21 protein-coding genes and 1 rRNA gene are annotated in these 24,284 nt (G+C 70.8%); 17 read left to right on the top strand and 5 right to left on the bottom strand.

What is annotated here, in order from left to right; translation table 11 throughout:
* The 9 genes from rrf to ACIA8D_RS35730 all read left to right on the top strand — a co-directional run.
* A 5S ribosomal RNA gene (gene rrf / locus ACIA8D_RS35770) occupies positions 1 to 84 on the top strand; the annotation flags it as partial.
* Positions 85 to 154: 70 nt separating this feature from the next.
* Positions 155 to 799, top strand: coding sequence for an HAD family hydrolase (locus tag ACIA8D_RS35765; protein ID WP_399238527.1), 645 nt, complete (start codon positions 155 to 157; stop codon positions 797 to 799).
* Positions 800 to 869: 70 nt separating this feature from the next.
* Positions 870 to 2,123 (top strand): MFS transporter, encoded by a 1,254-nt coding sequence (locus ACIA8D_RS35760; RefSeq protein WP_399238525.1) that lies wholly within the window; start codon positions 870 to 872, stop codon positions 2,121 to 2,123.
* On the top strand, positions 2,074 to 3,249 hold the full coding sequence (locus ACIA8D_RS35755) for an acetoin utilization protein AcuC (RefSeq protein WP_399238523.1): 1,176 nt from the start codon (positions 2,074 to 2,076) through the stop codon (positions 3,247 to 3,249). Before ACIA8D_RS35760 ends, ACIA8D_RS35755 begins: the two co-directional genes overlap by 50 nt.
* 205 nt (positions 3,250 to 3,454) lie before the next feature.
* On the top strand, positions 3,455 to 4,270 hold the full coding sequence (locus ACIA8D_RS35750) for a phosphatase (RefSeq protein WP_399238521.1): 816 nt from the start codon (positions 3,455 to 3,457) through the stop codon (positions 4,268 to 4,270).
* A 129-nt stretch (positions 4,271 to 4,399) separates the two neighbouring features.
* Entirely contained in the window at positions 4,400 to 4,609 is a 210-nt protein-coding gene (locus ACIA8D_RS35745) for a helix-turn-helix domain-containing protein (RefSeq protein ID WP_266711274.1), read from the top strand.
* Between the two features lie 150 nt (positions 4,610 to 4,759).
* The gene (locus tag ACIA8D_RS35740; protein WP_003948845.1) at positions 4,760 to 4,858 is read left to right on the top strand and encodes a 30S ribosomal protein bS22; all 99 of its coding nucleotides are present in this window, start codon (positions 4,760 to 4,762) and stop codon (positions 4,856 to 4,858) included.
* A gap of 188 nt (positions 4,859 to 5,046) precedes the next feature.
* Positions 5,047 to 6,126, top strand: coding sequence for an NAD-dependent epimerase/dehydratase family protein (locus ACIA8D_RS35735; protein ID WP_399238519.1), 1,080 nt, complete (start codon positions 5,047 to 5,049; stop codon positions 6,124 to 6,126).
* A gap of 14 nt (positions 6,127 to 6,140) precedes the next feature.
* On the top strand, positions 6,141 to 7,190 hold the full coding sequence (locus ACIA8D_RS35730) for a lysophospholipid acyltransferase family protein (RefSeq protein ID WP_399238517.1): 1,050 nt from the start codon (positions 6,141 to 6,143) through the stop codon (positions 7,188 to 7,190).
* Positions 7,191 to 7,289: 99 nt separating this feature from the next.
* On the opposite strand, the gene ACIA8D_RS35725 is transcribed toward ACIA8D_RS35730, so the two are convergent.
* The 3 genes from ACIA8D_RS35725 to ACIA8D_RS35715 all read right to left on the bottom strand — a co-directional run bounded on the left by ACIA8D_RS35725 (position 7,290) and on the right by ACIA8D_RS35715 (position 10,942).
* Positions 7,290 to 8,522 (bottom strand): DUF5667 domain-containing protein, encoded by a 1,233-nt coding sequence (locus tag ACIA8D_RS35725; RefSeq protein WP_399238515.1) that lies wholly within the window; start codon positions 8,520 to 8,522, stop codon positions 7,290 to 7,292.
* A gap of 261 nt (positions 8,523 to 8,783) precedes the next feature.
* Positions 8,784 to 9,608: an ECF subfamily RNA polymerase sigma factor, BldN family gene (locus ACIA8D_RS35720; RefSeq protein WP_385760890.1), complete on the bottom strand. Its 825-nt coding sequence runs from the start codon at positions 9,606 to 9,608 to the stop codon at positions 8,784 to 8,786.
* Between the two features lie 344 nt (positions 9,609 to 9,952).
* Positions 9,953 to 10,942 (bottom strand): HAD family hydrolase, encoded by a 990-nt coding sequence (locus ACIA8D_RS35715; RefSeq protein ID WP_399238513.1) that lies wholly within the window; start codon positions 10,940 to 10,942, stop codon positions 9,953 to 9,955.
* A gap of 106 nt (positions 10,943 to 11,048) precedes the next feature.
* Here ACIA8D_RS35715 and ACIA8D_RS35710 point away from each other — a divergent pair, with 106 nt between their 5' ends.
* The 7 genes from ACIA8D_RS35710 (at position 11,049) to ACIA8D_RS35680 (ending at position 19,217) form a co-directional block, all read left to right on the top strand.
* Entirely contained in the window at positions 11,049 to 11,336 is a 288-nt protein-coding gene (locus tag ACIA8D_RS35710; RefSeq protein ID WP_399238511.1) for a glutaredoxin family protein, read from the top strand.
* A gap of 363 nt (positions 11,337 to 11,699) precedes the next feature.
* Complete coding sequence (locus tag ACIA8D_RS35705; protein ID WP_399238509.1) at positions 11,700 to 12,521, top strand: redox-sensing transcriptional repressor Rex; 822 nt, start codon at positions 11,700 to 11,702, stop codon at positions 12,519 to 12,521.
* Complete coding sequence (locus ACIA8D_RS35700; RefSeq protein ID WP_399238507.1) at positions 12,518 to 14,158, top strand: glutamyl-tRNA reductase; 1,641 nt, start codon at positions 12,518 to 12,520, stop codon at positions 14,156 to 14,158. Before ACIA8D_RS35705 ends, ACIA8D_RS35700 begins: the two co-directional genes overlap by 4 nt.
* Positions 14,155 to 15,117 carry a hydroxymethylbilane synthase gene (gene hemC / locus ACIA8D_RS35695; RefSeq protein ID WP_399238505.1) on the top strand — a complete coding sequence of 321 codons (963 nt, stop codon included), beginning with the start codon at positions 14,155 to 14,157 and terminating at the stop codon, positions 15,115 to 15,117. The genes ACIA8D_RS35700 and hemC overlap by 4 nt, the downstream gene beginning before the upstream one ends.
* A complete protein-coding gene (locus tag ACIA8D_RS35690; RefSeq protein WP_399238503.1) occupies positions 15,114 to 16,793 on the top strand; it encodes a uroporphyrinogen-III synthase in 1,680 nt (559 codons plus the stop codon). Before hemC ends, ACIA8D_RS35690 begins: the two co-directional genes overlap by 4 nt.
* 211 nt (positions 16,794 to 17,004) lie before the next feature.
* Positions 17,005 to 17,997, top strand: coding sequence for a porphobilinogen synthase (gene hemB / locus ACIA8D_RS35685; RefSeq protein WP_399238501.1), 993 nt, complete (start codon positions 17,005 to 17,007; stop codon positions 17,995 to 17,997).
* Between the two features lie 44 nt (positions 17,998 to 18,041).
* The gene (locus tag ACIA8D_RS35680; RefSeq protein ID WP_399238499.1) at positions 18,042 to 19,217 is read left to right on the top strand and encodes a winged helix DNA-binding domain-containing protein; all 1,176 of its coding nucleotides are present in this window, start codon (positions 18,042 to 18,044) and stop codon (positions 19,215 to 19,217) included.
* 124 nt (positions 19,218 to 19,341) lie between these two features.
* Here ACIA8D_RS35680 and ACIA8D_RS35675 read toward each other — a convergent pair whose 3' ends face one another.
* Both ACIA8D_RS35675 and ACIA8D_RS35670 read right to left on the bottom strand, forming a co-directional pair.
* Entirely contained in the window at positions 19,342 to 19,521 is a 180-nt protein-coding gene (locus ACIA8D_RS35675; protein ID WP_399238497.1) for a hypothetical protein, read from the bottom strand.
* A gap of 204 nt (positions 19,522 to 19,725) precedes the next feature.
* Positions 19,726 to 22,701 (bottom strand): BTAD domain-containing putative transcriptional regulator, encoded by a 2,976-nt coding sequence (locus tag ACIA8D_RS35670; protein ID WP_399238495.1) that lies wholly within the window; start codon positions 22,699 to 22,701, stop codon positions 19,726 to 19,728.
* 241 nt (positions 22,702 to 22,942) lie between these two features.
* Between ACIA8D_RS35670 and ACIA8D_RS35665 the strand changes: the two genes are divergently transcribed.
* Positions 22,943 to 24,211, top strand: a complete 1,269-nt coding sequence (locus ACIA8D_RS35665; protein WP_399238493.1) for an amidohydrolase family protein — start codon at positions 22,943 to 22,945, stop codon at positions 24,209 to 24,211.
* The last annotated feature ends 73 nt before the right edge of the window (positions 24,212 to 24,284 follow it).

Here is a 24,284-nt window from a genome sequence, read left to right as displayed (position 1 = left end):
TACATTCCGAACCCGGAAGCTAAGCCTCACAGCGCCGATGGTACTGCAGGGGGGACCCTGTGGGAGAGTAGGACGCCGCCGAACTAATTTTAAAGAAAAGCCCGGACCGGGATACGGTCCGGGCTTTTCTGCGTTTAGGGTCGAAGTCATGGGCATGCGCTATGACCTCGTCATCTTCGACAACGACGGTGTACTCGTCGACAGTGAGCCGATCTCCAATACGCTCCTGGCCGGCTATCTCACGGAGCTGGGGCACCCGACCTCGTACGAGGAATCCCTGCGGGACTACATGGGGGCCGCCATGCACCGCGTGCACGACGTGGTCCTCGAGCGGACCGGGCAGCGGCTTCCCGAGGATTTCGACGAGGTCTTTCATGCGCGGGTGTTCGCGGCGTTCGAGCGGGAGCTGGAGCCGGTCGACGGGGTCGTCGAGGTCCTGGAGAGGCTGACGGCGGACGGGGTGCCGTACTGCGTCGCGTCCTCCGGGAGTCATGAGCGGATTCGTGTCGGGCACCGGAAGACCGGGCTCGACAAGTGGTTCGGGGACGAGCGGATCTTCAGCTCGCAGGATGTGGGGCGGGGGAAGCCGGCGCCCGACCTGTTTCTGTACGCCGCTGAACGGATGGGCGTTCCGCCGGAGAAGTGCCTGGTCGTCGAGGACAGTCCGCTCGGTGTGCAGGCAGCCGTCGCCGCCGGGATGGATGTGTACGGGTTCACCGCGATGACGCCGCCCGAGCGGCTCGGCGGGGCCGGTGAACTCTTCGACGACATGCGGGAGTTGCCCCGGCTGCTGGGCTGAGGTCACGGTCGGCCCATGGTTTTGTGATCCATCTACCCACGGGTAGGGCGGAGGCATACGCTGTGCCGCCATGACCGATGGCACAGCAGGGACGGCCGGCACGGCGGGTGGGCGGCTGCGGTGGGGCCGCGGGACGCTGGGGTTCAGCTTCTTCGCGCAGGGGGCCGCCTTTGCGCTGCTCGTGACCCGGATCCCCGCCATTCAGGACCAGTACGGGATATCCGACGCCCTGCTGCCCGTGTTCCTGGCGGCGGTACCGGTGCTGGCCGGGGTGGGGAGCGTAGGCACCGAGCAGTTGGTGAAGCGGGTGCGGCCGAGCCGGGTGCTGCGGTGGTCGCAGCCGGTCGTGCTGCTGGCGCTGCTCGGGGTCGGGGCCGGGGACTCGGTGGCCGAAGTGGCCGTGGCGCTCGCCGCGTTCGGGTTGGCCGTGGGGGCGCTCGACGCCTCGATGAACATGCTCGGCGTCAGCCTCCAGCGGGCGTACGGGCGGAGCATCATGCTCGGCTTCCACGCGTCGTACAGCCTCGGCGGGATCGTCGGGGCGTCGCTCGCGTGGGTCGGGGCGCACTGGGATCTGACGCTGTTCGTGCTGTATCTGCCGGTGGCCTGCGTGCTGTTGCCGCTGTGTCTCGTCGGGAGCCGGTGGTACGTGGACGGGCGGCCGGCTGGCGGGGAGGAGTCCGCGAAGGAGCGGGAGGCGGGCGGTCAGGTCGTCTTCAAGGTGCTGCTTCCGCTGTGCCTGGTGATGTCCTTCGCGTACATCGGGGACTCGACCGTCTCGAACTGGAGCGCAAAGTACCTCCAGGACGTGTTGGGGAGTTCGGAGCAGCTGTCCACCGTTCCGTACAACGTCTACATGGTGATGACGCTGGTGGGGCGGGCCGTCGGGGATGTGGGGGTGCGGAGGTTCGGGGCCGTGGCCGTGGTGCGGCTCGGGACGGTGGTGGCTGCCGGTGGGTTCGGTGTGGTGGCTGTGGCGCCGGGTGCCTGGGTGGGGATGCTGGGCTTTACGTTGCTGGGGCTCGGGTTGTGCGTGATCGTGCCGCAGACCTTCGCCGCGGCGGGCCGGCTGTTCCCGAAGGCGTCGGATGCGGCGGTCGCGCGGCTCAATATCTTCAACTACGTCGGGTTTCTGATCGGTTCGCCGCTCGTGGGGGCGCTGGGGGATGCCTGGAGCTATCGCGGGGCGATGCTCGTGCCGATGGTGTTGGTGCTGCTGACGCTGGTGTACGCCCCGTCGTTCCGGGAGCGGGGGGACCGATACGGTGGCGGGCATGAGCGGCCGCGCGCAATTGATGTGGGACCCGGCGGTAGCGGGGTATGACTTCGGGCCCGGACACCCGATGGATCCGGTCAGGCTTGATCTGACCCGGAGACTGGTGGACGCGTTCGGGCTCGACCGGGAGCTGGAGGTCGTCGCGGCCAAGTCCGCGGGGGAGTCGACGCTTCGGCTCGTGCATCGCGAGGATTACGTGGAGGCGGTCAAGGCGGCTTCGGCCGATCCGGAGGCCGCCGACCCGGCGTACGGGCTCGGGACCATGGACGATCCGGCCTTCGCGGGGATGCACGAGGTGTCCGCGCTGATCGCCGGGCAGTCGGTGGGGGCCGCGGAGAGTGTGTGGCGGGGGCAGGCGCTGCACGCGGTGAACTTCTCGGGCGGCCTGCACCATGCGATGCCGGGGGCGGCGTCCGGGTTCTGCGTGTACAACGACGCGGCGCTTGCGATCGCGCGGTTGCTGGAGCTGGGCGCCGAGCGGGTCGTGTACGTGGATGTGGACGTGCATCACGGGGACGGCGTGCAGGCGGCGTTCTGGGACGACCCCCGGGTGCTCACGATCTCGCTGCACGAGCATCCCAGCACGTTGTTCCCGCAGACCGGTTGGCCCGGGGAGACGGGGGCCGACGGGGCCGCGGAGGGCACGGCCGTGAATGTGGCGTTGCCGGCGGGGACCGGGGACGCGGGGTGGTTGCGGGCGTTGCACGCGGTGGTGCCGGAGTTGTTGGCGGAGTTCCGGCCGCAGATGCTTGTGACGCAGCACGGGGCCGATACGCACTTCGAGGATCCGCTGGCGCATCTGGCCGTTTCGCTGGACGCGCAGCGGGCGGTGCAGGTGGCGTGTCATGAGTGGGCGCACGAGTACGCGGACGGGCGGTGGGTCGCGCTCGGTGGGGGCGGGTACGCGGTGGTGGATGTCGTGCCGCGGTCCTGGACGCATCTGGTGGCGGTCGCGGCGGGGCGGGAGGTCGCGCCCGAGTCGGTGATTCCCGACGGGTGGCGGCAGGAAGTGTTCGCGCGTACGCGGCAGTTGGCTCCGCAGCGGATGACGGATGGGCGGTGGCCCGTGTCGTATCGGGAGTGGGAGGCGGGGTACGACCCGGCGGACCGGCTCGACCAGGCGATCCTGGCGACCCGCAAGTCGGTGTATCCGCTCCGGGGGCTGTTGCCGTAGGCGGTGACGGCCGACCGCGCTCGATACGCCCGCACCGGCGTGACGGCCTCGGGGCTCCGCCCCGGACCCCGCTGCTCAATCGCCGCAGGGGCTTGAATTACTCAGCCGCAACCGCGGCTTCCCACCCGTGGCGTGTTACTCCGACCGTGGGGTGTTTCACGGGAAAGCGGGGCCCCGGTGAGGGCGATGGAGCAACATCGCAAGGGTGTTGAGCGTCGGCGCCCTGCGGGCGCATTTGTTGGCGGCTCGGCTTGCCGGGCCCGTGGCGACCTCCCGCGAGGAGAGTCTGCGCAGTTACCGCCTGTTCGAGGCGCGGGATCCGCGAGTGATGCTCGGGCTCGATCCCGAGTGGGCGTGGGGGCACCGCGATCTGCTCGCGCTGATGGCGGACAAGTGCGGGGTCTCCCGGGACCCCGGGCACCGCACGGGGCACGATGTCATCGATCCGGAACGGACGTTGGCCGCGCTCGACGCGTTTGCGGAGCGCCTCGGCAGGGCCGCGGAGAGCCGTTCCCCGGTGCTGTTCGGGACGGGCCACCCGCATCGACTGCTCGGTTTCTACGCCGCGTTGGCGGACGCCCTGTCGGCGGTGGGCTGCCCCGTCCTCACCCCCGCGCAGGGCCGGAGTGTCGACATAACGACCCGGTTCGGCCTACGCACGTACAACCTCGACTACGACCGGGGAGTCGCGCTGATGCGGGAACCGGGCGCGTACCCGGTGCGAAGTGAGACCGGCGCACACACCCATTCCCCACTCCCGGTTCGCCTGGTGCTGGGTGCGCTCTCGGAGGCCGGCGAGCAGCTGCCCGAGTTGGTCATCGGGGACCACGGATGGGTCTGCGGTGCAGGTCAGTTGGGGTTCGACGCCATCGGTCTGGCCGATACGGACGATCCTGCCCTGTTCGTCGGTGAGGCCGAGGGGCAGGTGTCCGTCGTCGTTCCACTTGATGACGCTGTGCGGTCTGATTACTACCGACCGCTTACTCGCTATGTACTCAATCGAGCGTGTCTGTCACAGTAGGCGGCCGATCGCTGCTCCTCTTCCCCACTCGCATCACCCGCCTCTACATTGGGGAGTGAGCACGCAACGACGTTGAGTCACCGGAAGGGGAAGCCGGTGGCCGTCGAGTGCGGAAGGTTCAGGTGTGTCATGGCTGCTGACCAGAGGCCTCTATCCGAGGTGGCGTTCCTGACCGTGGCGGAGGTCGCCGCGGTGATGCGTGTATCGAAGATGACCGTGTACCGCTTGGTGCACAGCGGTCATCTGCCCGCGATCCGAGTGGGGAGGTCCTTCCGAGTCCCGGAGAACGCGGTTCACGAGTACCTCCGTGACTCTTACGTGGGGGTGGACGCCGGCTGATCCACAGGATCCTGCGGACCTCGATTTCTGCTCGGCACTCGGGGCGGGGTAGGCTAGCCCCCCGTAGGTCGTGTGGGCCCCAATGCAGCCCCGCACCGAGTGATTGTCTCCGCTATGCGGGGGTTGTCCGAGAAGTGAGCGAGGGTAGTCGTGGGCTCTGTCATTAAGAAGCGGCGTAAGCGGATGGCGAAGAAGAAGCACCGCAAGCTGCTGAAGCGTACGCGTGTGCAGCGTCGCAACAAGAAGTAAGCGACAGCTGCTGTACAGCGCGCCTTGTGGCCCTTTCACCATCCGGTGGGAGGGCCACATTGCGTTGTGTGGCCGTCGTCACTTCCTGCATCGAGCAGACATCACAGCGCAACATCGAACCGCTAACGTGGCCCGCAGGCAGTGATTGCGGAGCGCGGCGGGGCTGGGACGGAAGGTAGGCGCTGATCTTGGGCAAGGTCGTGCTCGTGACGGGGGTGGCCCGACAGCTGGGCGGCCGGTTCGTACGCAGGATCCAGCGGGACCCCGAGGTGGACCGGGTGATCGGGGTGGACGCCGTGCCGCCCGCGCACCATCTGGGCGGCGCGGACTTCCTCCAGGCCGACATCCGGCAGCCGACGATCGCGCGGGTGCTCGCCGAGTACGCCGTGGACACGGTCGTGCACATGGACGTGACCGGGACCCCGCTGGCCAGCGGTGGCCGCGGCGCGGTCAAGGAGACCAACGTCATCGGCACGATGCAGCTGCTCGGCGCGTGCCAGAAGGCGCCGAACGTGAAGCGCCTGGTGGTGAAGTCCAGCACCAATGTGTACGGGTCCGCTCCGCGCGATCCCGCCGTGTTCACCGAGACGACGCCGCCGAAGTCGCTGCCGAGCGGCGGCTTCGCCAAGGACACGGTGGAGGTCGAGGGGTATGTGCGCGGGTTCGCCCGGCGCCGCCCCGATGTCGCGGTGTGCGTGCTGCGCTTCGCCAACATCCTGGGGCCGACCGCGGATTCGCCGCTCGCCGAGTACTTCTCGCTGCCGGTCCTGCCGACCGTGTTCGGCTACGACCCGCGGCTCCAGTTCGTGCACGAGGACGACGTGATCGAGGTGCTGCGGATCGCCTCGCACGAGCCGGCCCGGGGGACGTTGAACAGCGGCACGTTCAACGTCGCGGGCGACGGTGTGCTGTTGCTGTCGCAGTGCTCGCGGCGGCTCGGCCGGCCGACGGTCCCGGTCCTGCTTCCCGCAGTGACCTGGGTGGGCGGCGCGCTGCGTACGCTGGGGGTGACGGACTTCTCGCCCGAGCAGATCCGGCTGCTCACGCACGGACGCATGGTGTCGACGGCCCAGATGCGCGACACACTCGGCTTTGCGCCCAAGCACACGACCGCGGAGGCGTTCGCGGAGTTCGTACGCGGCCGGGGCCCGGGCCTGTTGCCGCCGCAGGCCCTCGCGGGGGCCGTGGACCGGATCGCCGCGCTGCCCTTCCTGGGCGGTGCCGGCCGCACAGCTCTCAGCCACCTCCCGACGCAGAGCGCCAACTGAGGAGCGCATCAACGATGGCGGACGCCAAGGTCATTCCGTTCGACGACGACAGGTCGCGAGGGGCGGCGGCCAAGGGTGCCGCGCGTCGCGGCCGGGGCCCGGGGGCCGGCGCGCGCCGCAAGAGCGAACCCGTGGCCGTACGGGAGGTGCGGCCGTTGCAGGAGCCGGAGGCCGAACCCGAGTCCGAGCCCGGGCCGAAGGGGCCGGACGGGTCGTCGCGGGGCGGCGGCTGGGACCGGAAGATCGCGGGCGGGCTCGCGTTCCTGCGGCGGCGGATCACCGGGGATTACGACGTCGACGAGTTCGGCTACGACGAGGAGCTCACCGACCAGGTCCTGATGTCGCTGCTCCGGCCGGTCGCGGAGAAGTACTTCCGGGTCGAGGTGAAGGGCATCGAGAACATCCCGTCCGAGGGCGGGGCCCTGATCGTCTCCAACCACTCGGGGACGCTGCCGCTGGACGGCCTGATGATGCAGGTCGCCGTGCACGACAACCATCCGGCGAACCGGCATCTGCGGCTGCTCGCGGCCGACCTGGTGTTCATGCTGCCGGTGGTCAACGAACTGGCGCGCAAGGCCGGGCACACGCTGGCCTGTGCGGAGGACGCGCAGCGGCTGCTCGAGAGCGGTGAGCTGGTCGGCGTCATGCCGGAGGGCTTCAAGGGGGTCGGCAAGCCGTTCAGCGAGCGGTACAAGCTGCAGCGCTTCGGGCGGGGCGGTTTCGTGTCGACGGCGCTGCGGGCCGGGACGCCGATCGTGCCGTGCTCGATCGTCGGGGCGGAGGAGATCTACCCGATGGTCGGCAACGCCAAGACCGTCGCCCGGCTGCTCGGCTTCCCGTACTTCCCGATCACGCCGACGTTCCCGTGGTTGGGGCCGCTGGGCGCGGTGCCGCTGCCGACGAAGTGGACGATCCAGTTCGGCGAGCCGATCCCGACGGACGGCTATCCGCCGGAGGCGGCGGAGGACCCGATGCTGATGTTCAACCTGACGGACCAGGTCAGGGAACAGATCCAGCACACGCTCTACAAACTGCTGGTGCAGCGGCGGTCGGTGTTCTTCTGACGCGGCTTCCCTGGGGTGGCCGGGTCGGGCGGATTCTGAACGAGTGAGCACGAGTCAGGGCCCGAGGCAAGCCTCGGGCCCTGACTGCCGCGCGGTGTACTACTTCGCGTCCTCGCCGTCGACGCCCAGGCCCGGCAGCAGGCCCGGGAGCAGCGGGGGCACCGTCACGTCCGGCTTCGGGGAGCCCGTGCCGGTGTTGGAGCCCGGGCTGTCGTCCGAGGGGCTCGGCGTCTTCTTGTCCTTCGGCGGGTCGAGCAGGCCGCCCGTGTTCTCGCCGAGCAGGCCCTCCTCGTCCTTGCCGGTGGACGTGGACGGCTTCGGCTTCGTCGACGTCCTGTCGTCCTGGGAGCCGGAGCCGGAGCCGGAGGGCGTGGAGCTGTGGCTGCCCGGGGTCCGCGGCGACGTACCGTCCTCGCTGGTGTCCGGGCTCGTCGCGGCGCCCTTCTCGTCCGGGGTCCGCGGCAGCAGGGAGCGCAGCGGGCCGACTTCTTCGTCTATGGCGTCGAAGACCGAGCTGACCTGGTCCCGCACGTCCCCGAGCTGGACCGGCAGGCGGTCGCTCAGGGCCGTCCAGCTCTGCCTGTGCGCGTCGGAGAAGGTGGACAGGGCCTGGATCGGGCCGAGGGCGCCGTCGCGCTTGTACGCGTCGCTGAGCAGCCGGTGGCCCTCGGAGGCGTCGTACTGCACTCCGGAGAGCGCGCGCCTGACCTCGCCCACGGACTCGTGGTCGAGCTGTCCGGTACGGCCGCGCTCCATGAGCCGACGCGCCTCGCTCAGCCGCGTCGACGCCTGGTCGAGGTAGGCCTGGCCCTTGTCGGAGTCGCTGTGCGCCATGCCCAGCTTGAGGTCCTCCATGCCGCGCTTCAGGCCGTAGAGGTGGTCGCCCGGCAGCGCGCTGGACGAGGCCGCGGCCACACCGCTGAACGCGCCCGCGGCCACCCCGACCGTGAGCCCGCCGGCCGCGATGCCCTTGGTCAGGCGGGAGCGGGGCCGCAGCTTGCGCAGCGGACTCGCCCGGTGGGCGCCCTTGCCCTGGCGCTGCTTCGGTACGGCGGCGGGCGCGCCGCCCTCCTGGACCATGGCCTCCATGGCGGCGACGAGCTGGGCCCGCTGCACCACCTTGACCTCGGGATCCAGCTCCGGCTTCGGCAGCTCGCCGAGAGCCGCGGCCAGGGACAGCAGCCCGCCCTCCTCGGCCGCCGCTGCCGCATCGCCGCGCCGGCCGGCCGGTTCTTCTTCCGGTTGCTGCGCCGCCGGGTCCTGGTCGGACTGGTCCTCCAGGGCCTGGGCGAAGGCGTTCGCCCGCCGGTGTGCCGATACGTTCGCGATCACTGGCGGCACCTCCTCTCAATCATGACGGTCGACTCCCCAGGGGGTCCTGGGGTTGCACCCCCGGTCCCGGATGCACACCAACGAGTGAGTGCATCCCGATCGGGAGTGACCACAGGGAGCCTGCATCCCGCACAACGAGCGGCTCGGCACTTCGGTTACGCGCGAAATATGATCCGGGCGCGATCCCATCTCGCTTTCACCGTAGGTGAGTTGAGGACTGCGGGCAGTGACGGAGCCAGGGGTGAATAAAGGGCGCCCGGCTCAGCGGGCGTCGTCCGGCAGGAGGCGCGCCAGGGTGCGCACCGCCCGGTACTGGAGGGTCTTGATCGCGCCCTCGTTCTTGCCCATCGCGCGAGCGGTCTCGGCGACGGACAGGCCCTGCAGGAAGCGCAGCGTGACGCACTCCTGCTGCTGAGGATTGAGGCGGCGCACGGCGTCGAGCAGGGCCGCGTTGGAGAGGGACTCCAGGACCGAGTCCTCGGGGGAACGCTCCACCTCGTTCGCATCGAGCATTTCGCCCGTGGTCACTTCGAGGCGGAAGCGGCTCGACTTGAAGTGGTCGGCGACCAGATTGCGCGCGATCGTGACCAGCCAGGCGCCGAAGTCACGGCCCTGCCAGGTGAACGTGCTGATGCGGCGCAGCGCGCGCAGGAAGGTCTCACTGGTGAGGTCCTCCGCTGTCGCCTTGCCGCCGACGCGGTAATAGATGTAGCGGTACACAGTGTCGCTGTACTGGTCGTAGAGCCGGCCGAACGCGTCGGCCTCGCCCCCCTGGGCGCGCTCGACCAGATCCATCATGCGGGCACTGTCGCTGTCGGCCGCGGGACGGCGGGCCGTAGGGGTGGCCGACCTGGCGGCGGTGCCCGAGGCGCCGGCGGACCCGGAGCGCGCCCGTCTGCCGACGGTGGCCGCGGTCGAATCGGCCATGGCGAAACATGGCGAGGCAGGGGCAGGCACGGCCGACGCTGCGGCGGCGGCGAGGGCGGGGACGGCGTACGCGGTGGGGACGAAACCGCGCAGGCGGTCCACGACCGTCGCGTGCAGCGTAGCCAGGCCCGAGGCGTCAACCCCGACGTGTGGGTACACGGGACTCCCAGAGGCAGAGCTTCCATCACGTGCAGTGCGGGACCGTTCACCCGTCGTGCTGACGCGTGGGTACCGGTTTGCGTCTGAGGAGAATAACGCTTCGTGCAGGGAGCACTACACCCAGTTGCTCAAATCACCGATTACGTCACTTCTGTAGTCGCTCGGAGGCGTTTCAAGTACCAGAGAGTGACCACTTGTTGATCGATTACGTTCAAGTTCCGGCTCTGGTGGTGACGTGTTGTGGCCGAGTGGTACTTGAGGGACTGGCGGGAGCGGGACACGGGTAAGACGTTCGGAATGTCGTCCCGGGCCGCCGGGTGTCCGTCGGTGACCGGTCGTCAGCGTCAGCGCCGGCGCCGGTGCAGCGCGATCGCCGCCGCCGTACCGCCCGCGACCGCGCCGACGCCGGCCGCGGCGGGGAGCCCGACCTTCGCGGCCTTGCGGCCCGTGCGGTAGTCCCGCAGCCGCCAGTCGCGCTCGCGGGCGTACTTGCGCAGCTTCGTGTCCGGGTTGATCGCGTACGGGTGCCCGACGAGCGAGAGCATCGGGATGTCGTTGTGCGAGTCGCTGTACGCGGCGCAGCGGCCGAGCTCCAGGCCCTCGGCGGAGGCCAGCGCACGGACGGCCTCGGCCTTCGCGGGGCCGTGCAGCGGTTCGCCTACGAGCCGGCCGGTGTAGACCCCGCCGATGGACTCGGCGACCGTGCCGAGCGCGCCGGTCAGGCCGAGGCGGCGGGCGATGACCGTGGCGATCTCCACGGGGGCGGCGGTGACCAGCCAGACCTTCTGGCCCGCGTCCAGGTGGGCCTGGGCGAGGGCGCGGGTGCCGGGCCAGATCCGCTCCGCCAGGTACTCGTCGTAGATCTCCTCGCCGATGGACATCAGCTCGGCGACGCGGTGGCCCTTCACGATGGACAGGGCGCTGTTCTGCGCGTCCTGCATGTGCTCGGGGTCCTCGACGCCGGCGATCCTGAACCACGCCTGCTGCCAGGCGAATCGGGTCAGTTCGCGGCGCTCGAAGAACTTCCGCTTGTAGAGGCCGCGGCCGAAGTGGAAGATCGCCGCGCCCTGCATCACGGTGTTGTCCAGGTCGAAGAAGGCGGCGGCCTTGTCGTCGCCCGCGACCGGGAACTCCGGTTCCTGGACCTCGTCGTCGACCGGTGGCGACTGGTCCGCCAGCTCCTGGGAGGACTTGCGGGCGGCCTCGGCCGAAGCCTCGCCTGCCAGCACGCTCCGCGCGGTGGCGGAGCGCCTACGGGGTGTGAGCCATCCCATTCCATGCTGCGGCACGAAGTGCCTCCTACCGGGGTGGTGGTCGGGAGACGGGCGGGACATGTCGTGAGCATAGCCAGTCTGTTCGGGGGTTCCGGAGTCGAGCGGGTTTCGGGAGCCTGTCCGCGTGTGAATTCTCGGCGACGGGAGGGCCTTGTGTGGGGCGAGAATGGCCGGTATGAGTCCCATTTTTCGCAACCGCGAGAAGAAGGATCCGCGTGAGCGGATCGTCACGCTGATCGGCAAGCCGGGCTGTCATCTGTGCGACGACGCACAGGTGGTGATCGAGAAGGTGTGCGCCGAGGTCGGAGCGTCCTGGGAGAAGAAGGACATCACCGAGGACGAGGAGCTGTACCGCAAGTACTGGGAACAGATCCCGGTCGTTCTCGTGGACGGCGCGCAGCACGACTTCTGGCGCGTTCAGGAGGAGCGGCTGCGGCGTGCGCTCACGCGGTGACGGACCGCGTACGGCACCCCCGGATCGGTCGCGGCCGGCCCCGGTCCGGTCGTACAAGTCACTGACCGACGAGTCCAACTGGTCCCAAAAGTCGCTTAGGATCGGGGGCGGTTTTGGTCTCGGGGGCGTGGATCTTGGCAACGTTGAGGAGAGTGTGCCGTTTTGGCCCCCACAGGTGAGCAACGACGCTACCTGCGCTCCGGTTCCAGGGAGGCGCGCGGGGCGTGCGTGAGCCCGGTCACGTTGGCCGGGCAAATCGGACACCATCTTTGTGCACGCGTTCACAAAGACATAGCCTGCATTCGACGGGGCGGTCGAGTAGCAGGGTGCCGCCCACAGCCCCGCTCTACCCGCAGGAGCACCGTGGCAACTGGCCGAACTCACCGACCGGCGACCCGCAGCCGAGGAATTCCCGAGGCCACCGTCGCCAGGCTTCCGCTGTACCTCCGAGCCCTCACCGCTCTGTCGGAACGCTCGGTACCCACGGTCTCCTCCGAGGAGCTCGCGGCCGCCGCGGGGGTCAACTCCGCGAAGCTGCGCAAGGACTTCTCGTACCTCGGTTCGTACGGGACCCGTGGCGTGGGCTACGACGTCGAGTACCTCGTCTACCAGATCTCACGCGAGCTCGGCCTGACCCAGGACTGGCCGATCGTGATGGTCGGTATCGGCAACCTCGGTGCGGCGCTTGCCAATTACGGTGGTTTCGCCTCCCGCGGCTTCCGCGTCGCGGCGCTGATCGACGCCGACCCGGCGATGACCGGCAAGTCCGTCGCGGGCATCGCCGTGCAGCACGCCGACGACCTCGAGAAGATCATCGACGAGAACGGCGTCTCCATCGGCGTCATCGCGACCCCGGCCGGTGCCGCGCAGCAGGTCTGCGACCGGCTCGTCGCCGCCGGTGTCACCTCCATTCTGAACTTCGCGCCGACCGTCCTTTCCGTTCCGGACGGTGTCGACGTGCGCAAGGTCGATCTCTCCATCGAGCTGCAGATCCTCGCCTTCCACGAGCAGCGCAAGGCCGGCGAGGCGCCCGACGACGGTGCCGCCGCGGCCGAGGGCGCGGTGGGCGTCGAGGGCCCGGCCGCCAAGGTCACCAAGCCCGCCGTCGAGAAGAACAACGGCGAGAAGAACAACGACGACCGCAAGGGACCCGACGGGGACGTGCCCGCCGTGATGCCGGCATGAGCCTCCTCGTCGTAGGTCTGAGCCACCGCAGCGCCCCCGTCAGCGTCCTGGAGCGCGCCGCGTTGAACGCGGACACCCAGGCCAAGCTGCTTCAGGACACGCTGGCCGCCGAACCGGCAGCCGAGGCCGCGGTGCTCGCCACCTGCAACCGCATCGAGCTGTACGCGGACGTGGACAAGTTCCACGCCGGTGTCGCCGAGCTGTCGACGCTGCTCGCGCAGCACAGTGGCGTGGGTCTCGAAGAGCTCACTCCTTATCTTTATGTGCACTACGAGGACCGTGCGGTGCACCACCTGTTCTCGGTGGCGTGCGGGCTCGACTCGATGGTGGTCGGCGAGGGCCAGATCCTCGGCCAGATCAAGGACACCCTCGCGCGCGCCCAGGAGCTGCACTCCGCGGGCAAGCTCCTCAACGACCTGTTCCAGCAGGCGCTGCGGGTGGGCAAGCGCGCCCACTCGGAGACCGGGATCGACCGGGCCGGGCAGTCGCTCGTCACGTTCGGCCTGGAGCAGCTCGCCGCCGGGCAGCCGGTGGACGCGTGGGCGCAGGGCAAGCGTGCGCTGGTGATCGGCGCCGGTTCGATGTCATCGCTGGCTGCCGCCACGCTCGCGCGGGCCGGGGTCGCCGAGGTCGTCGTCGCGAACCGGACGATGGAGCGCGCCGACCGCCTCGTGGAGATCCTGACCGAGGCGGGCACGGCCGCCCGTGCCGTCCCGATGGACGCGGTGGCGGACGAACTGACACGTGCCGACGTCGCGATTTCCTGCACCGGCGCCACCGGTCTCGTCCTCACCGCCGATGCCATACGTTCCGCCGTCGCCGGTCGCACGCCGACCGCGGGCGCCGAGGTGCCGGGCGCTCCGGCCCCCGTCCCCGGCAGGCCCGCCGGGGAGGCGGGACCGGTCGCCGAGACCGTGCGCGGCGGCTTCTCCGTCGAGGGCGAGGCCGCGGTCGCCGGGTTCGACGCCGCCGCGCTCGAACAGCACGGCGCCTGGGTCGACAACGCGCCCCGCGAGCAGGTCCGCCCGGTCCAGGCCTCGGAGGCCGAGACCATCGCCGCCCTCGCCGTCGTCGGACGGGTGCCGGAGATGCGCCGCGAGCGCGCCCCCGAGCCCGTACGACAGGTGGCGCTCGCCCTGCTCGACCTGGCGATGCCGCGTGACGTCGACGCGGCCGCGCACCGGATCGACGGGGTCCGCCTCGTCGACATCGAGTCGCTCGCCGACGCCTCCGCCGACGCGCCGATGGCCGCCGACGTCGACCTGGTGCGGACCATCGTGGCCGACGAGGTCGCCGCGTTCGGCGCCGCGCAGCGGGCCGCGCACATCACGCCGACCGTCGTCGCGCTGCGCACGATGGCCGCGGACGTGGTGGCCAGCGAGATCGCCCGGCTCGACGGCCGGCTCCCCGGGCTCGACGAGAAGCAGCGCGCGGAGATCACCCAGACCGTGCGGCGCGTGGTGGACAAGCTGCTGCACGCGCCGACCGTACGGGTCAAGCAGCTCGCCGCCGAGCCCGGCGGTGCCGGGTACGCGGACGCCCTGCGGACCCTGTTCGACCTGGACCAGGAGACGGTCGCGGCCGTCTCCCGGGCCACCCCCCACGAAGCAGAAGGCAAGAATCGAGGCCCGGCATGACCGCCGAGAAAGCCCTGAGGCTGGGCACCAGGCGCAGCAAGCTGGCCATGGCCCAGTCCGGGCATGTGGCCGAAGCGGTAAAGCAGTTGACCGGCCGCGAGGTCGAGCTGGTGGAGATCACCACGTACGGTGACACCTCCCGCGAGCACCTCGCGCAGATCGGCGGCACCGGTGTCTTCGTCACCGCGCTGCGCGACGCGCTCGCCCGGGGCGAGGTCGACTTCGCGGTGCACTCGCTCAAGGACCTGCCGACCGCGCAGCCCGACGGCCTGGTCGTCGCCGCGATGCCGGAGCGCGAGGACCCGCGTGACGTGCTGATCGCGCGCGACGGACTGAAGTTCACCGATCTCCCGGCGGGTGCCCGTGTGGGCACCGGATCGCCGCGTCGCATGGCGCAGCTGAACGCGTACGCGCGCAGCCATGGCATGCGGATCGAGACGGTGCCGATCCGTGGGAACATCGACACCCGGATCGGTTTCGTCGAGAAGGGCGAGCTGGACGCGGTGGTCCTCGCGGCCGCGGGTCTCAGCCGCACCGGTCGCAGCGAGGAAGTCACCGAGTTCCTCCCGACCGACATGATTCTGCCCGCCCCCGGCCAGGGGGCACTGGCCATCGAGTGCGCCGCCGACCAGCGCGAACTCGTGGCCATGCTCGCGGAGATGGACGACCCGTTCACACGGGCCGCCGTGACCGCCGAGCGATCCCTGCTCGCCGCCCTGGAGGCCGGTTGCAGCGCACCTGTGGGTGCACTGGCCGACCTGCTGGTCGACGGGCAGGTTGTCAAGGAAATGCGCCTGCGCGGCGTCGTCGGCTCGACCGACGGCTCCGAGCTGGTGCAGCTGTCCACCACCGGTCCCGTGCCCTCGTCGGACGACGAGGCGCTGGCTCTCGGGCGGGAACTCGCCGCCGAGATGCTGGCCAAGGGTGCGGCCGGTCTGATGGGGGAGCGAGCACGATGAGCCCCACCACCGCAGTATCGACCGCCTGTGCACCTGGGCACGTCACCTTCCTGGGTGCGGGCCCCGGAGATCCGGGGCTGCTGACCCTCAGGGCCGTGGAGGCCCTGTCCCGAGCGGATGTGCTGATCGCCGAGCCCGAAGTGCTCGACGTCGTGCGGACGCATGCCAAGGCCGGCGTGACCGTCCTCGACGCCACGGGCGCCCCGGAGCGTGCGGCGGCCGCTGACGGCTCGTCAACTGCCGTTGCGGTCCCGGCTCTGAGGGACTGGGGCAATCTTGTCATGGAGGCCGCGCGGGGCGGCAAGCGGGTCGTGCGTGCGGTCACGGGCGACCCGGGCCTCGACACGTACGCGGCCGAGGAGATGCTCGCCTGCGCGACCGGTGGCATCACCTTCGAGGTCGTGCCGGGCATCGCGGCGGCCGTGGGCGTGCCCGCGTACGCCGGTGTGCCGCTCCGTGACGAGCAGGGTGCCGACGTCCGGTTCGTGGACGCGGCCACCGCGTCCGAGCGCTGCTGGACCGAGGTCGGCGCGTCCGACGGCACGGTCGTCGTGTCGACGACGCTCGACGCGGTGGGCTCCGCGGCCGGTGAGCTGGTGGCGGCGGGCCGCAAGCCCGACACCCCGCTGTCGGTGACGGTCGCCGGTACGACGACGCGGCAGAAGACGTGGACGGCGACGCTCGGCACGATCGCGCAGACCCTGAAGCAGGCCAAGGTGCTGCCCTCGCCCGAGGGCAACCGGCCGGTCATAGCCGTGGTCGGTGAGCGCAGTGCCGCCGCCCAGCGCGACCAGCTGTCCTGGTTCGAGTCGAAGCCGCTGTTCGGCTGGCGCGTGCTCGTCCCCAGGACGAAGGAGCAGGCGGCCTCGCTCTCCGACCAGCTTCGTTCCTACGGTGCGGTGCCGCACGAGGTGCCGACCATCGCGGTCGAGCCGCCGCGTACGCCGCAGCAGATGGAGCGTGCGGTCAAGGGCCTGGTGACGGGCCGCTACGAGTGGATCGCCTTCACCTCGGTGAACGCGGTCAAGGCCGTCCGCGAGAAGTTCGAGGAGTACGGGCTCGATGCCCGTGCCTTCGCCGGGATCAAGGTCGCGGCGGTGGGCGACCAGACGGCGCAGGCCCTCATCGCCTTCGGTGTGAAGCCGGACCTGGTGCCGAGCGGTGAGCAGTCGGCCGCGGGTCTTCTTGAGGACTGGCCGCCCTACGACCCGGTCTTCGACCCGATCGACCGTGTCTTCCTGCCGCGTGCCGACATCGCGACGGAGACGCTCGTGGCCGGGCTCATCGAGCTGGGCTGGGAGGTCGACGACGTCACGGCGTACCGGACCGTGCGGGCGTCGCCGCCGCCGGCGGAGACGCGTGAGGCGATCAAGGGTGGTGGCTTCGACGCGGTGCTCTTCACGTCGTCGTCGACGGTGCGGAACCTGGTCGGTATCGCCGGGAAGCCGCACAACGTCACGGTGATCGCGTGCATCGGTCCGGCGACGGCCAAGACGGCCGAGGAGCACGGGCTGCGGGTCGATGTGATGGCGCCCGAGCCGTCGGTGCTGAAGCTGGCGGCGGCGCTTGCCGACTTCGGCGCGAAGCGGAGGGCTGCCGCCATCGAGGCGGGGGATCCGGTGACGCGGCCGAGCGAGCGGCGGCCCGGGTCGCGGCGGCGGCGCGCGGCTCCGTAGATCTGCAACGGGGCGGGCCCCCTGGTGTCGTTGCGCGGCACCGGGGGCCGCCTTGCCCACCCTGCCGCCCGATGGGGCATCCCCTGCTCGAGGTTGTTCGAGAGCTTGGGGAAGGCAGATTGCCCAAGGCGGGGCAGCGCCCCGTGCGGTGCCCAAGGCGGGGCGGGACGCGTTCGCCCCCGGTGGTTGTACGTAGTTCGAGGAGATCTTGGTGACTCGGTACGGTTCATTTCCCGGTTCGCGGCCCCGGCGGCTGCGGACGACGCCGACCATGCGGCGCATGGTCGCCGAGACGCGGCTGCATCCTTCCGACCTGATCCTTCCGGCGTTCGTGCGCGAGGGCATCGACGCCCCGGTGGAGATCGGCTCCATGCCGGGCCAGTACCAGCACACCCGTGACTCGCTGAAGAAGGCCGCGGCCGAGGCCGCCGAGGCGGGCGTCTCCGGGATCATGCTGTTCGGCGTGCCGCTGGACGAGAAGAAGGACGGCCGGGGCACGGTCGGTACCGACCCCGACGGCATCCTCCAGCTCGCGCTGCGGGACGTGCGGTCCGAGGTGGGCGACGACCTGCTGGTCATGTCGGACCTGTGCCTGGACGAGTTCACGGACCACGGCCACTGCGGCGTCCTCGACGAGCAGGGCCGGATCGACAACGACGCGACGCTGGAGCGGTACGCGGAGATGGCGCAGGTCCAGGCGGACGCGGGCGCCCACATCGTCGGCCCGAGCGGCATGATGGACGGTCAGATCGGCGTCATCCGGGACGCGTTGGACCAGATCGGCCGCGAGGACGTCGCCGTGCTCGCGTACACGGTGAAGTACTCCTCCGCCTTCTACGGCCCGTTCCGTGAGGCCGTCGGCTCCTCGCTCCAGGGAGACCGCAAGACGTACCAGCAGGACCCGGCCAACGTCCGGGAGTCCCTGCGGGAGCTGGCGCTCGACCTCGAAGAGGGGGCCGACATGGTGATGGTGAAGCCGGCGGGCCCGTACCTCGACATCCTGGCCCGGGTCGCCGACGCGTCCGACGTGCCGGTGGCGGCGTACCAGATCAGCGGCGAGTACGCGATGATCGAGGCGGCGGCGGAGCGCGGCTGGATCGAGCGGGACAAGTCGATCATGGAGTCGCTGCTCGGCATCAAGCGGGCCGGCGCGAACATGATCCTCACGTACTGGGCCACGGAGGTGGCTCGCAAGCTGGACTGACGTTTCGGGGTGCGCGGGGTGGTCCGGGCCGGAAGAATTCCGGCATGACCACGAACTCGATCTCCGCGCGGGGCCTCAACAGGTCGACCCTGGCCAGGCAGTTGCTGCTGGGCCGGGCCGACGTCGGGGCCGAGGAGGCACTACGGCGGGTTGTCGCGCTCCAGGCGCAGCAGCCCGCTTCGCCGTATGTGGCGCTGTGGAACCGGGTGGCGGGGTTCGAACCGGGGGACCTGGACGCGGTGTTCGGCGGGTTCCGGGCGGTGAAGTCGACGCTGATGCGGATCACGCTGCACGCGGTGCACGTCGACGACTACCGGGACTTCCGGGCCGCGGTGGAGCCGACGGTGCGGGGCGCGCGCCTTGGGGATCCGCGGTTCCGGGCGTCGGGTCTGGTGGCGGAGGACGCGGACGGGCTGCTGCCCGAGCTGCTGCGGGTGGCCGAACGGCCGCGTACAGCAGGCGAGTTGACGGACTGGTTCACGGGGCGGGTTGCGGGGGACGGGCTCGTGACGGCTTGCCGGATGCTGCGCCAGTACGCGCCGCTGTGGCACGCGCCGGTCGCCGGTGCGCCGTGGTCGTACGCCTCCGACAAGCGGCAGTTGTTCGTGGCGGCGGAGTGTGGGCGGCGGCCGGCGCTGCGGGATCCCGAGGCGATGGAGGGCGGCCTGCGGGTCCTGGTCCGGCGCTACTTGGCGGGCTTCGGCCCGGCGTCGGTGGCGGACATCGCGCAGTTCGGCCTCGTGCAGAAGGGGCGGGTGCGGGCGGCGCTCGACGAGGATCTGCGGCGGCTGACCGGTCCCGGCGGCGAGGAGCTGTACGACGTGCCCGGCGGGGAGCTGCCCGACCCCGAACTGCCCGCGCCCCCGCGGCTGATGGCGATGTGGGACAGCACCCTGCTGGCTTACGCGGACCGGGGCCGGGTGCTGCCGCCCGAGTACCGCAAGCATGTGACGCGGGTGAACGGGGACGTGCTGCCGACGGTCCTTGTCGACGGCTACGTGGCCGGGGTCTGGCGGCTCGCTCCGGACGGCGGCGGCGTGGAGGTGGGCGCGTTCCACCCGCTGCCGGAACGCACGTGGTCCGCCCTGGAGGCCGAGGCGCGGGGTGTGTCCGGCCTGCTGACGGGGCGGGATCCGGGAGCGTACCGGCGCTACGACCACTGGTGGGACAAGGGGTTGCCGGTGGCGGAGGGGCGGGTGCTGGCGCGCGGGGCGACATGACAGAGATCCGGGCTGGGGCCCGGACCTCGGCCACTGATTGGCTCGAAGCCGTCCCGGACACGCCTCGGCCGCGGCGGTTCCCCCTCCGGTCCGCCGCGGCCGATCCCCGTCCCAGGAGTGGCTTCTATGCCTTTTCGCTGGAGATGTGCGAGTCCTGCGGAGTGACGGTGCCGCCGGAGATGTGGCTGTCCTGCGGCTCGATCTCTTCCTTCTCCTCGCTCGAGATGTGGCTGTCGAGCGGCTTCACGTCGTCGAGCTCCTCGCTCGAGATGTGGCTGTCCTGCGGCTTGATCTTGTCGCTCATGGCGATGATCCCTCCCGTGAGTGGCGTGCGTGCGGAGGATGAACGCCCGGCAACTCCCCCGTGGGTTGCCGGGCGTTCACCGTGGGCCGTTACCGTAACGGCCGGCCCGACCGCCAATCCGTCTGCCCCCCGACGCGACGGGTCGGCACACAAGAGAGTGGCGTGCCGCGATAAACGAATGATGAACGGCTGCTCGGAGGGGCCCTAAGCCGCGACGGGCTTCATCAACGTCCGAACCTCGGCGGCCTCGGGGGAGCCGAGGCGCTCGTAGATGGTGAGGGCCTCGCTCCAGCAGGCGTGTGCGCGGTCCGGCTGGCCGAGCATCGCCAACGACTTGCCGAGAACGGTCAGTATGCCGCCGCGCCGCCATTCCCCACCGATGCCGCGCAAGGCGATGGCCTGCTCGGCGTGGGCGGCGGCGAGCGGCGCCCGCCCGGCCGCGAGATGCACCTCGGCAAGCCGAAGGTGCGTGACCCCCTCCCACAAGGGCTGGCGGTTCTCGCGGAAGATGCCGAGCGCCGCGGTGAGTTGGTCGAGTGCCTCGCCGTACCGGCACGCAGCGGTCAGGGCCAGGCCGAGGGCGTACCGTCCGTTGGCCAGACGCAGGGCCGTGCCGAGACGGTCGTAGATCTCGATCCCCTGCCCGGCGAGTTCTATGGCGCTGTCGGTCCTGTCCTGCGACAGGTGGATGCGGGACAGGTTGCAGAGGGCGCTGGCCTCGCCCGGTGTGTTCTTGTCCGCCCGGAAGTTCTCCAGCGCCGTCCGCAGATGGGCGTCCGCCTGGTCGAGGTCGTTGCGGTAGAAGGCGATGATGCCGCGCTCGTGCGGCGCGTGGCCGTTCGACCAGGGGTCCGAGGAGACATCCAGGTCCATCGCAGCCGCGGCTGCCTGTTCCGCCTCGTCGAACCGTCCCGCGAAGGCCCAGACCTGGGACAGCGTCGTCTGCGCCCGCGCCTCCGCGACGGCATCGCCCAGCTCGCGGGCCTTGTCGCGCAGAGCGACAGCGGCTCGCTCGTACCGCAGCGAGCTCGCTCCCGACTCGGACAGGTCCTTGGCCACGAGGATGAGGCTCGCCGCCCGCTGCAACAGATCCGCGCGGAGCGACTGCTGGACGCAGGACAAGAGGCATTCGGACTCGGCGAACAGCCAGTCCAGGGCAACTGTCTGGTCCTGGAAGGAGAGGCCAGGGTGGTTCGTCGGTGCGACGTGATCGACCAGGCGGTCTCCCGGCCGTTCGATCGCGTAGACGCCCGCTGCCGTCGCCAGATAGAAGTCCAGGAGTCGTGACAGTGCGGACTCCCGTTCCCCGCTCGTCTCGTCGCGTTCCGCGCACGCACGCGCGTAGAGCCGGACGAGGTCGTGGTAGCGGTAGCGGCCGGGGGCGGCGGACTCCAGGAGGGAGGTGTCGACCAGGGACTCCAGGACGTCCTCCGTCGACTCGATGTCGAGGTCGAGGACCGCGGAGGCCGCCGCGAGGGAGATGTCGGGGCCGTCCGCGAGGCCCAGGAGGCGGAAGGCCCGGGACTGGGCGGGCTCCAGCTGTCCGTAGCCGAGTTCGAAGGTGGCCTTGACGGCGAGGTCGCCGGCCTGGAGCTCGTCGAGGCGGCGGCGCTCGTCCGCCAGCTTGGCGGCGAGGACCGAGACCGTCCAGGTGCGGCGGGCCGCGAGGCGGGAGGCCGCGATGCGGATCGCGAGCGGGAGGAAGCCGCAGGCCGCGACGACGTCGAGGGCCGCCTTGCGCTCCGACGTCATCCGTTCCTCGCCCACGATGCGGGTGAACAGGAGCAGCGCCTCGTCGGGGGACATCACGTCGAGGTCGACGAGGTGCGCGCCCACCAGGTCGACCATCCGCACCCGGCCCGTGATCAGCGCGGCGCACCCCGCCGTGCCCGGCAGCAGCGGTCTGACCTGAGCCGCGTCCCGCGCGTTGTCGAGCAGGACCAGGGTCCTGCGGCCGTCGAGGGTCGAGCGGAAGAGCGCCGAGCGCTCCTCCAGGGACTCGGGGATCGCCGAGTCCGCGGTGCCGAGGGCGCGCAGGAAGGAGCCGAGGACCGTCTCGGGCTCGGCGGGGCGCGGGCTCGTGCCCTGGAGGTCCACGTAGAGCTGGCCGTCGGGGAACGCGGCGCGCGCCGCGTGCGCCACGTGTACGGCGAGGGTGGTCTTGCCGACGCCGCCGATGCCGGCCACCGCCGAGACGGCCATCACGGAGCCCGCGCCCGATTCGGAGGACGCGGCGGCGAGGGTGTCGCCGAGTTCCGTCACGAAGGACGCGCGGCCCGTGAAGTCCGGCACCGTGGCGGGGAGTTGCGCCGGGCGCTGCGGGGTCTGCGTGGGCTCGGGCGGCTGCGCCGAGGGCTCGGCCAGGGACGGGTCCGCCTGGAGGATGCGCTGCTGGAGCTCGGAGAGGCCGGGGCGCGGGTCGACGCCCAGCTCGTCGGCCAGGAGCCGGCGGGTGTCCGCGTAGACGGCGAGGGCCTCGGCCTGGCGGCCCGAGCGGTAGAGCGCCAGCATGAGGAGTTCGCGCAGGCGCTCGCGGAGCGGGTGGTCGGCGGTCAGGGCGGTGAGCGCCGAGATCGCCTCCGCGTGGCAGCCCTGCTCCAGGTCCATGTCGAGCCGGGTCTCCAGGAGTTGGAGGCGCCACTCCTCGAGGCGGGCGCGCTCCGTCTCCGCGTGCGGACCCGGTACGTGGGCCAGCGGCTCGCCGTCCCACAGGTCCAGCGCCTCGTTCACCAGCGTCCGCGCCAGGCACAGGTCGGCGGCCTGCCGCGCCCGCTCGGCCCGCGATCCCAGTTCCTCGGCCGCCGCCAGGTCGAGCGCGTCCGGCCGCGTCCGCAGCGCGTAGCCGCCCGCCTCGGTCTCCAGGACGCCGGGGCCGAGGATCTTGCGCAGCCGCGAGGCGTACGTACGGATCGCGGCCAGCGCCTGCGACGGGGGTTCCTCGCCCCATACGGAGTCGATGAGTTCGGCCGCCGTCGCCGTGCGGCCCTGGCGCAGCAGGAGGGTGGCGAGCAGCGCGCGCTGCTGCGGGGAACCGGTGGCGAGGGGCTCGTCGCCGCGCCAGGCGCGGACCGGTCCGAGCACGCTGAAGCGCAGGTCGGCGCCCGCGGCCGGGGCCGCGTCCGAGGGGTCCTCGGGCAGGGCGGCGCGCCGCTGCTCCGGTACCCGCGGTCCACCGACCATCTTCGCTGCTCCCTGCCGCCACGTCCGCACGCGTCATCGCGCGCACGTCATTCTGTCGCGCCGTCCAACCGGCGCGCCGTGTTGCGCGCACATCAAAGACGACTGCCGTCAGTTTGCCTTGTTCCTGACGGAAACGTCAGCCATGGAAGGCACCCATCACAGAGACCTCACGCGTAAGCCATCGGGAACCACTGCGCCCCCACTAGCTGACGGGTCGTCAGATCAGCGCTACCGTGAGCCCATGGAGACCACGGAGACAGAAAGCACTCGAAACGCACAAACCCCTCTGGAATCGGCTGACTTCCCGCGAATCATCTCCGTCGACGACCACACCGTGGAGCCGCCGAACGTCTGGTCGGACCGGTTGCCGAAGAAGTTCCGCGACACCGGACCCCGGATCGTCCGTGCCCCCCTGAAGGAAATGACCTTCCTGGGCGGGAAGTTCGCGCCGGTCATGGGCGCGCCCGGCGACGACGGGCCGATCGGCGACTGGTGGGTGTACGAGGACCTGCACCGGCCGCTCACCCGGCTCGACACGGCGGTCGGCTACGACAGGGACGAGATCAAGCTCGAAGTCATCACGTACGAGCAGATGCGGCCGGGGTCGTTCAGCGTGCCGGAGCGGCTCGCCGACATGGACGTCAACCACGTCCAGTCCGCCCTCTGCTTCCCGACGTTCCCGCGCTTCTGCGGGCAGACCTTCACCGAGGCCAAGGACCGGGAGCTCGGTCTGCTCGGCGTCCAGGCGTACAACGACTGGATGGTGGACGAGTGGTGCGGGCCCGAGGCGCAGGGGCGGCTCATACCGCTGACCCTCGTACCGCTGTGGGACCCGGAACTTGCGGCGGCCGAGGTGCGGCGCAATGCCGCGCGCGGGGTGCGGGCGGTGGCGTTCTCCGAGATCCCGCCGCATCTCGGGCTGCCGTCCATCCACACGGACGAGTGGGACCCGTTCCTCGCGGCGTGCGCGGAGACCGGGACCGTCATCGCGATGCACATCGGGTCCAGCAGCAAGATGCCCTCGACGTCGCCGGACGCGCCGCCGGCCGTCGGGTCGACGATCACCTTCGCCAACTGCTGCTTCTCGATGGTCGACTGGCTGATGAGCGGCAAGTTCGAGCGGTTCCCGGACCTGAAGATCATGTACGCGGAGGGGCAGATCGGCTGGATCCCGTACATCCTGGAGCGCGCCGATGTGGTCTGGGAGGAGAACCGGGGCTGGGGCGGCGTCGCCGACAAGGTGCGCAAGCCGCCGTCCGAGTACTTCGCCGACCACGTCTTCGGCTGCTTCTTCGACGACGCGTTCGGGCTGAAGAACCTGGACTCGATCGGCGTCGGGAACGTCCTCTACGAGACCGACTACCCGCACTCCGACTCGACGTGGCCCAAGTCGAAGGAGGTCGGCGAGGCGCAGATGGGGCACTTGGCGCCCGATGTGGTGGACCGGCTGGTGCGCGGCAACGCGATCGACCTGCTCGGTCTGGCGCCGGACGGGTGCTGGCGGCCCTGACGGGGTTTGAGCGGGGCCGGGGTCGGCGCCTCTGGTGACCGTTGCGCGGCACCGGGGTCTTTGGGGCTGTGCC

The organism is Streptomyces sp. NPDC051684, assembly GCF_044453445.1.
Classification (GTDB): Bacteria; Actinomycetota; Actinomycetes; order Streptomycetales; family Streptomycetaceae; genus Streptomyces.
This window is presented reverse-complemented; position numbering and strand designations above follow the sequence as displayed.